Origin of the sequence: Fodinibius saliphilus (assembly GCF_005869845.1) — a bacterium.
GTDB classification, from domain to species: Bacteria; Bacteroidota; Rhodothermia; order Balneolales; family Balneolaceae; genus Fodinibius; species Fodinibius saliphilus.
In genome coordinates this window covers 331,262-343,165 of the sequence record NZ_VAWF01000001.1, presented here as the reverse complement: position 1 = coordinate 343,165, position 11,904 = coordinate 331,262, and the positions used below count along the sequence as shown (strand labels likewise).

The window sequence follows — 11,904 nt, the reverse complement described above, 5'->3', positions numbered from 1 at the left end:
TAAAACAACGGGACATTAGAGTATCTAACATTTAGGGTTTTATCGGTGGTTTATTTAAAAAATTACGACTACGAAAGATGGGTATACATGGTCGTTATATTTTCTTTTTCTTCAATGATGTGTATACTAAACTTTACCGCTTCAGGTGAGTCACTTCCTGACTCGACGCACATTAAAACTGTCTCCGAAGTCTTAGTTGATAAAAATAATGACGGAAAGTTAGATCTGCTGGGAAGCAAAGTAACAGTTAGCGGCCGGGCGAGTGTTTCTTCTTCTGTTCTTCATACCAACTCGATGATTATCTATATACAGGACCAATCGAAGGGAATACTAATGTATTCAGATCGATTTCCAGAAGAAGTGCAAAGAGGAGATAGTTTGGTTATTTCCGGAACCCTTAAACTCTATTATGGGAAGGCAGAGATAGTAGCCGATGAGTATCATACAATAGATGTTGCCCCTCGTACGCCCCCTGCTATTTCAGTTGAGAAAACCTATAACAACCCTGAAAATTATCTTGGGATGTTGATACAAGGCAAAGCTGTTATAGTAAGTAAACAACAAGAAGAAGGATGGAAAAAACTAGAAATCGCCCGTACTACTTCTGCCGAAAATACGCTCTCGGTGTATATAGATGACGACCATGAAAACTTCGCAAGTTTTGATTTCGATATGCTCAGTATCGGAGACCCCATTACTGTTCAGGGTATTATGGATAAGTTTGAGCCTCAAGAATCTAGTACTACTTTCTATCAAATTATTCCTCGTACTTCTCGAGATCTACAGTATATAGGCATCCCTCAAAGTTACTGGCAAATTTTCATCTGGGGAGGCGGTATATTAGCAGTTCTGGTTATCATAGCTATTTTGTTCTTGAGAAAGCAGGTGAAATCCAGAACAGCAGAAATATCCAATGCTTTAGAAAACAACCAAGTATTAATGGAAGAGATTCATCACCGGGTAAAAAATAACCTAGCTGTTATTTCCGGTTTATTACAACTCGAATCAATGAACTGGGATGGTAATCCGCAAATACAGGGTGTGCTTAATGAGAGTATGCTTCGAATCAATTCTATTGCCATGATTCATGAGCAACTCTATCAAACCAAAGATTTTGCTAACCTTTCTTTTGATGATTATGTAGAAGAGCTCGTCGAAAATATCTCTGCTACTATTAATACAGAGGGTAAAAATATCTCTTTAAAAATATTTAGCAACGATATCCAACTTAATGTAAACCAAGCAATCCCCTGCTCTCTTATCATTAATGAACTGGTAACCAATGCTTATAAGCACGGTTTTAATGGGCAAGATAAGGGACAACTAAGAATTGAACTGAAGCAAAATGATAAAGATGTCAATATTGTAATTGACGATAATGGCAAAGGTCTGCCCGAAGATTTCGATATCCAAGATACTAGCTCTTTAGGGTTATCTATGGTACAACAGCTTACCACCCAATTAAATGGTGACCTTAGCATCCAAAATGGAACAGGAGCTCGATTTGAAATCCAGTTTAAAATGGAACGGAATTCAGGTTCAGCCAGCAATTACTTTGTATAGTGAATCGTTTAATTTTCTTTGGGCTCATTTCTTAAACAGCACTAACTAGTTCTCTTTCCTCCTTTTGCTTTTGTTTGCCTCCGGGTCTTTTTTGTTGGGTCACCTTTTTATGTCGTCCCCACCAGATCATAAAACCGGTGATGGGCAAACTGCCTACAATCAGGCTACTCAAGAAAACGATTATCTTGCCCACTATACCACCGATAGCCCCAACATGGATATCGTAGTTCATCCGCAGAACCATGTCGGCAAATGAAGCTTTTTCTAGTTTACTATATACCTGTTCAGTTTTTATCTCTTCCAACGTTCGACGGTCAAAATAACGAAAGTCAGAGTTATAATAGGTCCCTTTGGAGAAATTCACATAGGCATAGATGGTGTAATCTTCGGTGGGTGGATAGTGCATCTCAATGATTTCTGCGTTTGGATATTCCCTGTTCATCTGTTGCCATACCACATCAATAGGTTGTTCCGCTTTTATTGCATCCCCTTTCGTACTCTCGTTTTCAGGAAGAACAAACTCCACCTGTTTCTCTCCCCCGGCCATTGTATGCACGCCTTCTGCAAACCAGTTAAACGCCATCACCAAACCTGTTATTGCCACTATCACAGCCACAGCAGAAGCATAAAAACCAAGAATATTGTGCAGGTCATAATTTTTACGTTTCCAACGTGTTCGATCGGACCATGAAAAGCGCGTCTTTTTTCTGGCTATTTTTTTATTGCGGGGCCACCAAAGTATGAGTCCAGAGATAAGAATTACCAAAAATATGAGTGTACTGTACGAGACGATTTTTTTTCCAATTTCTCCCATCCACAAATAAATATGCCCATCCAAAATGATGTGGAAGAACTCATTATGCATATCCATCACTTTTATAACATCTCCCGAATAGGGATTAATATACGCCAATTGGTAAAACTCAGGCTCTGCCTCATAGAATACAACTTCCAGGGCCTCAGTTTTATCTCCATAAATCACGCTATGTACATGTTTGCCAGGATGAATTTCACCGGCAATATCATGAACCCGGGATGGCGGTATAAAAGCCTGCTCTTGAGCTTCTACATACTTATAATCATCATAAAGGGCCGATATCTCTTCCTGGAAACAATAGATTGATCCAGTAATAGCAACAATAAACACCACCAGCCCGGTTGGTAAACCGAGCCAGAGGTGTATTTTGCCGGCAATTTTTTTTATGGGTCGCTTGCCTAAATTGAACATCAATTACTTCTTATTAAGATTATAGATTCCTTTCAATTCTTTACCCAATATTTCGGCACCCTTCGTAGCAGTAGCAGAAGCAATATCTACCTTATAGACATGGGCACTTTCTGCAGTAGTAACACTCATATATACATTGCCATCATCAACATACCACGGACTTCCATAGAACCCTCCGTGCAGTGGTACGCCGGAAACGTCGGTAGCTGTCTTATTTTCTAAGTCTAATACAACAAGCTTATGAATCTCATTACCTGCAGAATATGAACCCCACAGTTGTGAATCATCTACTACTATATTGGCAAGTGCTTTACCATTTCCTACATATTCTAAGAAATTGATCTTACCACCAGTAGCGGCTTCCACATTAAAGAAATAGTTACTGTCAAATTCTGTTTCCCCATCATTGATACGAAGAATACCAGAAGATTTACCCTGTGTTGTAAATCCATTTGCCAAAGAAGCTGAGGAATATCCATACAGGTTTCCACTTTCATCAGAAACCATACCATTAAACAGACCATATACGCCAATTGGGCCCATTCGAGTATCTGTAATATACTTTTCGAACTTAATTTCAGGATATGAATATACTGCTACATAAGCTGTATCTGTTTTAGGTGTGGTAAAGTCACCACGAGCATGAATCTTGTAGAAGGGTACAAACAGCTTGTTGTTACGAACTTTTAGAGCCGTTGGCCATGCTACGAGAGAATCTTTTTTATTCTCCCAAATTCGCATATTCACTTTTTCTTTAATTGAAACAGCATTCACATCGACTTTGTGGAGTACACGATCTGCAAAATCAACGCGGGGAACTTCCATAGCCAGCATAGTTTCACTGTCTCCTTTACCAACCATATCCAGGGTATTCTCGAAAACGAATCGCCCCTTTTCAACAACATTGCCTTCGTTATCAAGCTCATAGGCTATAGCATTATTATCATCATAATACCCTATGCTGAAAAGTGTATTATGATGTGCAGCCATATAACGCCATCCAGTCTGCTCGATCCCAATCCCTTCTGCTGATAAGGAACCTTCCATGAGGTCTTCTGTATTGAAGATATAGTCAGTAGACTCATTTTCTGATCCCTGAGCTGTAAAAGCAATGGTATAGTTAGCGGGTCCATCATTATTATCATCGGTCCCGGTTATGATATCGCAACCTGTTCCCATCGATACTACGAAAATTAGTAGTAGCAGTAATTCTCTATTTAATTTCATTGGTTTGATTTGTATGTGGTAGTTTTAGTTAAAGAGATATCGAAATTTGATTTGAAAAGCTCTTCCCGGCTTTTGGAGGCGAAAATGATCATACGCCTCGGTATCAGTAATATTGGAACACTCCAGACTGATATTATATGTCCTGTTATCAAGTGAGTATCCCAGCTGTATACTTTGTAAATATTGTTGTGGAATAATGTGCTTTTTGCCCGCTGATCCTAAACTGGGCCATTTAAGATAATACTCCTCTACAAAGTGCCCCCTCCAGGTCAGTGACAGCCGATCACGAGCAACTAAAAAATCATCTACCTTTAGCCCAAGGCTCTGGCTGCTCATTAAATATGGGATATTGGGTATTCTGTCACTATAAACATGACTTTTCCGGCCATTTTCATATTTCGAATTGTTGCGTATATCTTGATACGTCAAATTGAAATCGGCAAATAAAAGTCGTTTATACTCATATCGTATTCCCAGCTCAACACCGGAACTAAGCACTTTCCGTTGGTTCACATACCGGCTGGTTAGACCTGTGGCTTCAATGCGTATAAGATCTTCTGCATCTCGCAAGAAGAGATTTGTTTCAACCATGAGGTGATGGTTGCCAAGATAGTGGTCAAACTGTGCTCCCAAGTTAAAATTATTACTATTTTCAGGCGATAACTGGGGATTTGAAAGCAGCAACAAACCATCACCAAAAACTTCATAGCCATCCGGGAAACGATATGTTTTTTCAAAAGAGGCTTTTAGTTGTACGCCCTCCCACGGATGATAAGTGGTAGCCACTCCATAACCAGGCTTAAAAATATCGGTAGTATACTCAGTAATGGTATCGTCCCAGTCGACTCCTACAACACGGGAATTAAAAAAGTAAAGTTTGGAAAAAACCGTAGCCGCCCATCGGTCGTCAAATAAACTTACCTTATAACTGCCAGAAATTATTTGCTTACCAAGGGTATTGGGATCAGCAAAGGCAACAGGACTTGTACTTATTGGATCACTACCTTCGCGGCTTATATAACTCTGGGTATAGTTTAGAACGGCTTCATGCCTTTCATTAAACTGATATCGTAAATTAATATTACTCTGTAAGGCCTCATCGCTATAAGTAAATAAGGTTTTATCCCAGCTCGATTCGGCTATATTCTGGTTGTTCTTTTGCTCATATTCACCCAGCCAGTTATAAGATACGGCACTGGTATCCACCACGCCCGACTTACCATTTAGGTAAGACCCAAAAACTTTGATATTCAACTTACCAAGCTCTTTACGGTAGGTCAGCGATCCCACTTTGGTATTGCCAGTGGTGTGGACACGTCCAAACACCCGATCCATACTTATTCCGTGCTGTACCTCATCATAACTGTCAGCCATTGAAAAACCGACCAGCAATTTATCAGCAAAAGAAAGATCCCTGAAACCCGTTTCCAGCTTGAGCATTCGCGATTTATAGGCATCATGGAAACGCTCCACTTCTTGTTCTTCACCATATGTTCCCGTCTGAGGATCCGGTATCCGTACATCAATGGTGTAATTGTTATCAGAATAGTTATAAAAACCATTTGCCTTCAGTACAAAACCGGTAGCCGAATCTACATACTGTCCATCTAAAGCCAGTTTATGAGTGTTGAATGAACCTGCAGAATATGAGGCATCCAGATAATGCTGGGGCGACTGTTCCGTTACCAAGTTGACTGCTCCCCCCAAAGCATCACCTCCAAGATATACCGGGACTACCCCTTTATAGACCTCTACTCGTTCAATCAGGTTAACCGGAATATTATTGATACCAAAGGTCCGCCCATAATTTTCTATAGGCAGCCCATCCATAAAAAAGCGTACTTGTCTGCCTGATAATCCATTTAGAGATAAATTAAAATCAGACCCCAGCCCCCCTTTTTTACGAATATGTATACCCGGATTGGTATTCAGTACTTCATCCAGGTTGGAGCTCGTATTTTTAAGTGATTTTGCACTGATAGAAGCAATATTAAAAGCCTCTTCCCGCTTTATTTTTGTCTCTGATTTACCTTGTACCACTACCTCATCCAGCTGCAAGGTATCTTCAGATAATGTAATCTCAATATGTCGGCTTTCCCCTGATTGAAGTGTCAACACACGTTGTTCTGAGATGTACCCGATAGCCGAAGCAACAACAGTATATTTACCCGTTATTAAACCACTAATTTTAAATGTACCCTTTTGGTCTGTCGCGTCACCCTTGGTTGTTCCTTTTATTTGTACCGTAATGCCAGTCAACGGCTCACCATTAGGACTTAAAACCTTCCCTAAAATCTGGGATTCTTGCATTTGAGCATGCAATGCAGTTGCCCCGCACCCAAGAATCACACAACAAATTGATATTGCCCTTTTTAAAAACACTAGCTTTCGCTATTTTTGTTTAGATCATTTCTAAATTGAGAGGTGAAGATAAACTTCGCTCCGCCAAAGTTCAACACTTATTTAGACTAAATATAAATTATTGTCAAAGTAATCTAGGCCTGTAGTCAACCCTTTCAAAAAACCAAGAAGCTTTGCAAAACCCAGCTTGTTACCCTGACTTCAGTCCAGGATCTTAGTTTAAACACCAATAACTGTATATGAGAGTCTGATCCACCGGACGGTAAACAGAATGACAAGATGGAAAATTGTTTTGCTAAGCTCTCTAATTAGTTAAGCTCTTGCCTTTCTAACTAAGTGCAAAACGGATGATTATTTAGTAATTTCCCATTTTACGAAATTTCATTAGTACTATCCTCTCTATGGATTACCAACATATTATTGACAATATTTCAAAAGAAATACTCAGCACATCCTCTCGGGGAGAAGTTGCATCTTATATCCCTGAACTCTCGAATGTATCTCCTGATAAATTCGGTATTCACTTAACAACACTATCCGGAAATGATTTTTCTTATGGTGATAACCTAGATCGATTCTCCATACAAAGCATATCAAAAGTTCTCACACTTACCTTAGCTTTTAAACTTAAAGGTACTAGCATGTGGACACGTCTTGGGGTAGAACCTTCGGGCAATCCCTTTAATTCGTTGGTACAATTGGAATATGAAAATGGAATTCCTCGTAATCCGCTTATCAATTCTGGGGCCCTCGTTATTTCGGATATATTGATTACGGAGCTTGAGAATCCCAAGAAAGATTTCTTAGAATTTGTTCGCTCGATTTCGGGGAATAGTTCAATAAGCTACAATCAAAAAATAGCAGAGTCAGAAAACAAACATGGCCATCGAAATGCTGCTTTAGTAAACCTCATGAAGTCGTTTGAAAACATTAATAATAATGTTGATGAAGTTCTCGATTTCTATTACCACCAGTGTTCTTTGGAGATGAACTGTAAGGAATTAGCTCATATTTTTTTACTCTATGCAAACCGAGGCATCTCCCCCTATACGGGAAAAGAACTTATCTCTGCCAGCAAAGCCAAACGTATTAATGCTATAATGCAGACTTGTGGCTTTTATGACCAATCAGGAGACTTTACTTTTAAAGTGGGGCTGCCCGGTAAAAGTGGAGTTGGCGGAGGTATCGGCGCTGTTAACCCGGGAGTTTATAGTATTGCTGTATGGAGCCCCCCACTAAATAAAAAGGGAAATTCTGTTCGAGGTATTAATTTTTTAGAACAACTAACCACAGACACCCAATCTTCTATATTTTAAGCAAATTAGGTATTTATGTGCCTTACTAAATTATAGGCCGCTACAAAAAATTAAATGCAATATTGCTTTCCCGGCAGCCTTATTCTGCTTAGATTTAAATAGCAGACCAAAACCAAACAGGGGGTTGTCATGAGCACAGGTCACATTGTATCAGGCGAACCAATTAATCTGGAAAACCTAACAGAAAATTTACAAGACGATTCTACTTATGCCCTTGTAAAAACATCTGACATGGAGGTTATTCGAATGTATTTGCCTCATGGAAAATGTATCGAAGAACACAGCGTTCAAGGTGAGATGTCGGTACATTGTCTCAAAGGTGATATTTTCTTTAACGTCGATGGGAAGGGCATGGAATTGACTGAGGATGATTGGTTATACCTAGACAAAGAACAATCATATTCTTACAGCGTAAAATCGGACACAATTCTGCTTGTTACTATATTATTCACCAACAATAAATAAGCAGTAATTATAAAAAAGCATTTCAAGATAGCTTTTATGGTTATCCCCTGCCCTCTCTGTGATTCACCAGCAACCTATTCCCCCTTTTATTAATTATCGAAGATCATGATCTTCAATTTCTGATCCCAATATTTTTCAGTAAGTGGCACTTTACAAGGTAATCGTCTCCCCGATTGGTATGTTTCTTTGTCAACATCCACTACGCCAAAGCTTTATAGACAAAGAAAATTTTGAATAACACAGCTGAGAAAACATATCCTAAAATATTTCGGGATCATGAACCCGATTGTTAAACCAACAGCCTTGTCATCCGAAACTAGTTCCAGGATCTGCTTATAAGAAGTTCACACAACATTAGAAGCACTCTTCTATTTGATTATAATGGTTTTAAATCCTGTAAATACGGTTGGCAATGAACATTAAAATTAATTATAGTTTTTAAATCACTGTTTACTTTCTAACAAATAGTAGTCAATATGAAAACAAAACTTAGTACTCTTCTGCTGATCCTTTTCGCGGTAAGTGCCCTACCAATGGCTGCCCAAGATAATGGATCAATTGTATCAGAAACGAGCTACAATGGATTAAAATTACGTAGCGTTGGTCCCGCCCTTACATCAGGGCGTATTGCCGATATCGCCATACATCCCAATGATGAAAACACATGGTATGTGGCAGTAGGTTCGGGAGGCGTTTGGAAAACGAAAAATTCAGGAACAACCTGGGATTCTATCTTTGATAACCAATCCTCGTATTCTATTGGTTCGGTTACTATAGATCCCAACAATCCAAATACCATTTGGGTAGGTTCCGGCGAAAATGTAGGTGGACGTCATGTTGGCTATGGAGATGGTGTTTATCGAAGCACAGATGGTGGCTCCAGCTGGGAAAATATGGGACTCAAGGATTCCGAACATATTTCTAAGATTGTCGTGCATCCCGAAAATTCAGATATCATCTGGGTAGCTGCCCAGGGACCACTTTGGAGCAAAGGCGGTGAACGTGGCTTATATAAGTCTACTGATGGTGGTAACAACTGGAGAAAGGTATTGGGTGATGATGAATGGGTTGGTGTAACAGATCTGGTTCTGGATCCCCGTAACCCTGACAGAATGTATGCCGCAACCTGGCAACGACATCGTACCGCTGCAGCATATATGGGAGGTGGCCCCGGTACCGGCATATACAAAAGTACCGACGGTGGAGAAAACTGGGATGAGAAAAAAAGCGGGCTCCCCAGTTCTAATATGGGTAAAATTGGGCTGGCAATATCGCCCCAAAAACCGGATATCGTCTATGCGGCAATTACCCTTGACCGAACAACCGGTGGTGTCTATAAATCTGACAATCGCGGTGCCTCTTGGAAAAAGATGTCTAACACGGTAGCAGGTGGTACCGGCCCACATTATTATCAAGAACTGTACGCCTCCCCTCATCATTTTGGAAGGATCTATCTGATGGATGTTAGAATTGAAGTATCTAACGACCACGGAGATAATTTTAGTAATCTCCAAGAAGAGGCTAAGCACTCAGACAGTCATGCCATGGCATTTCGAAAAGATGATCCTGATTACCTGTTAGTAGGATCTGATGGTGGAATTTATGAGAGCTTCGACAATGGCGACAACTGGAACTTCATCAACAATATGCCCATTACCCAGTTCTATAAAGTGGCAGTAGATGATGCAAAACCGTTCTATAATATTTATGGTGGCACCCAGGATAATGGTTCTCAAACCGGGCCATCACGTACCGACAATGAAGATGGAATCCGTAATGCCGACTGGAAAAAAACGCTTTTTGCGGATGGGCATGACACCGCTACTGAACCGGGGAATCCTAACATTTTTTATGCTGAAACTCAGCAAGGAGGCCTACACCGCATCGATAAAACAACCGGTGACCAAGTGTACATTCAGCCACAGGCCGGTGATGGCGAAGAGTCTGAACGCTTTAACTGGGATGCTCCCGTTGAAGTAAGTCCCCACAATCCCAAAAAATTGCTTGTAGCTTCACAACGGGTTTGGATATCTGAAAATCGGGGCAACAGCTGGACTGCCATCTCAGGAGATCTTACTCTGGATCAAAATCGCCTCAAGCTCCCTATCATGGGTAAACAGCGCAGCTGGGATAACCCATGGGATATGAATGCCATGTCGAACTTTAATACTATTACCTCGCTGGCAGAATCTCCTGAAAAAGAAGGGCTGATTTATGCCGGTACCGATGACGGACGTATTCAGGTTACTGAGAATGGCGGTGAAAGTTGGCGTGAAATTGAACTTTCGGATATTGATGGTGTCCCTTCCAAAGCCTTTATCAATGATATTAAAGCAGATCGCTTTGATGTTAATACGGTCTATGTAGCAATGGATGACCATAAGAATGGCGATTTAAATCCATATCTCATTAAAAGTACCGACCGTGGAGAGTCTTGGGAATTAATCAGTGATGACCTTCCTGATCGCCACTTAGTCTGGAGAGTTATCCAAGATCATGAGAACAAGGATCTGCTTTTTGCAGGAACAGAATTTGGAATCTTCTTTACTGTTGACGGAGGCGAAAACTGGCAACAACTAAAGGGGGGAGTTCCAACAATCTCATTCCGCGACTTGGAAATTCAGCGCGACCATAATGACCTTATTGGTGCTTCCTTTGGGCGCAGTTTCTATATTCTTGATGACTATAGCCCGCTCCGCAAAGTCAATGCGCAAACACTCAACCAAGAAGCTAAACTCTTTACTCCGCGTGACACCTACTGGTATATTGAAAATAGTGTCGTAGGATCCATGGGGGCTAATCACTTTAAAGCTGATAATCCACCATTTGGAACAGTCTTCACCTATTATCTCAAAGACAGTTATAACTCACTGGAAACTCAGCGTAAAAAGAAGGAAAAAGACCTTAAAAAAGATGAAGATGTACCTTTTCCCGGCTGGGATAACCTTGAAAAAGAAATGCGGGAACAAAAGCCCAAAGTTGTAATTACAATCAAAAATGACGATGGGAATGTTGTTAACCGTGTTACAGGGCCTGCCAGCAAAGGTTTCCATAGAGTGAATTGGGAACTAAAATATCCATCCAAAGATGTTGTTGAGATGGAAGAATCTTCACAAGGTTACTTTGGTGGAGGCTTTATGGCTACTCCCGGCACCTACACTGCTACACTTTCAAAAGTAGTTCGCGGAGAAGTTACTCAACTTTCTGACCCGGTTACTTTTGAGGTTGTCCCCCTTCGTGACGGTGCGCTGGAAGGAGCATCCAACGAAGAAATTATTGCATTTCGCGAGGAGCTTGAAAAGTTCCAACAAGATCTAACCCGAACCACTAATTCATTGCAGAATGCAATGAATACCGTGGGCGCTTTACAGCGTGCACTGTCCAGGGCAGATCAAGAAGCTCCTGAAGTTTATAAACGTCTTAATGAAAGTCGTTTGCAGCTTAAAGAGCTCAATGAACAGATGAATGGCAGCGAAGCTAAGCAACAAGTGGGTCAGCTAGATGACGAACCTTCGCCACGCTCTCGATTATTTGTTGGGTACCGTTCCCTTCGTACTACGTACGGCCCTACACAAATGCATAAAGAAGCCATTGAAACAGGTAAAGAAGAGCTGGCAACATTTAAGGAAGATCTTAGCAAATTTACTGAAAATGTGATACCTGAACTTAAACAAGCGGTTCAAGAAGCAGGTGCTCCTCCTATAGAAGAGAAATAGCCTAAAAACAGCTTTCCATTTGAAAAGG

The 11,904-nt window shown here is 40.6% G+C and carries 7 protein-coding genes; 4 read left to right on the top strand and 3 right to left on the bottom strand.

Annotated features, from left to right (window positions below; genetic code table 11):
* Positions 1-114: 114 nt before the first annotated feature.
* Positions 115-1,563, top strand: a complete 1,449-nt coding sequence (locus FCN14_RS01400; RefSeq protein ID WP_171032767.1) for a sensor histidine kinase — start codon at positions 115-117, stop codon at positions 1,561-1,563.
* A 31-nt stretch (positions 1,564-1,594) separates the two neighbouring features.
* Here FCN14_RS01400 and FCN14_RS01395 read toward each other — a convergent pair whose 3' ends face one another.
* The 3 genes from FCN14_RS01395 to FCN14_RS01385 are packed head-to-tail and all read right to left on the bottom strand — an operon-like array spanning position 1,595 to position 6,328.
* A complete protein-coding gene (locus FCN14_RS01395; RefSeq protein ID WP_138429300.1) occupies positions 1,595-2,791 on the bottom strand; it encodes a PepSY-associated TM helix domain-containing protein in 1,197 nt (398 codons plus the stop codon).
* Between the two features lie 3 nt (positions 2,792-2,794).
* Positions 2,795-4,018 (bottom strand): DUF4374 domain-containing protein, encoded by a 1,224-nt coding sequence (locus FCN14_RS01390; RefSeq protein WP_138429299.1) that lies wholly within the window; start codon positions 4,016-4,018, stop codon positions 2,795-2,797.
* Positions 4,019-4,042: 24 nt separating this feature from the next.
* Positions 4,043-6,328: a TonB-dependent receptor gene (locus tag FCN14_RS01385; protein WP_138429298.1), complete on the bottom strand. Its 2,286-nt coding sequence runs from the start codon at positions 6,326-6,328 to the stop codon at positions 4,043-4,045.
* A 452-nt stretch (positions 6,329-6,780) separates the two neighbouring features.
* Between FCN14_RS01385 and FCN14_RS01380 the strand changes: the two genes are divergently transcribed.
* From FCN14_RS01380 to FCN14_RS01370, 3 genes are all read left to right on the top strand, one after another.
* A complete protein-coding gene (locus tag FCN14_RS01380; RefSeq protein ID WP_138429297.1) occupies positions 6,781-7,695 on the top strand; it encodes a glutaminase in 915 nt (304 codons plus the stop codon).
* Positions 7,696-7,824: 129 nt separating this feature from the next.
* Positions 7,825-8,160, top strand: coding sequence for a cupin domain-containing protein (locus tag FCN14_RS01375; protein WP_138429296.1), 336 nt, complete (start codon positions 7,825-7,827; stop codon positions 8,158-8,160).
* 476 nt (positions 8,161-8,636) lie between these two features.
* Positions 8,637-11,876 (top strand): VPS10 domain-containing protein, encoded by a 3,240-nt coding sequence (locus tag FCN14_RS01370; RefSeq protein ID WP_138429295.1) that lies wholly within the window; start codon positions 8,637-8,639, stop codon positions 11,874-11,876.
* Positions 11,877-11,904: the final 28 nt, after the last annotated feature.

What these genes read in the sequence shown, in the direction of transcription:
- FCN14_RS01400 (WP_171032767.1), top strand. Translation starts at nt 115, where the DNA reads ATGATGTGTATACTAAACTTTACCGCTTCAGGTGAGTCACTTCCTGAC.
- FCN14_RS01395 (WP_138429300.1), bottom strand. Translation starts at nt 2,791, where the DNA reads ATGTTCAATTTAGGCAAGCGACCCATAAAAAAAATTGCCGGCAAAATA.
- FCN14_RS01390 (WP_138429299.1), bottom strand. Translation starts at nt 4,018, where the DNA reads ATGAAATTAAATAGAGAATTACTGCTACTACTAATTTTCGTAGTATCG.
- FCN14_RS01385 (WP_138429298.1), bottom strand. Translation starts at nt 6,328, where the DNA reads ATGCAAGAATCCCAGATTTTAGGGAAGGTTTTAAGTCCTAATGGTGAG.
- FCN14_RS01380 (WP_138429297.1), top strand. Translation starts at nt 6,781, where the DNA reads ATGGATTACCAACATATTATTGACAATATTTCAAAAGAAATACTCAGC.
- FCN14_RS01375 (WP_138429296.1), top strand. Translation starts at nt 7,825, where the DNA reads ATGAGCACAGGTCACATTGTATCAGGCGAACCAATTAATCTGGAAAAC.
- FCN14_RS01370 (WP_138429295.1), top strand. Translation starts at nt 8,637, where the DNA reads ATGAAAACAAAACTTAGTACTCTTCTGCTGATCCTTTTCGCGGTAAGT.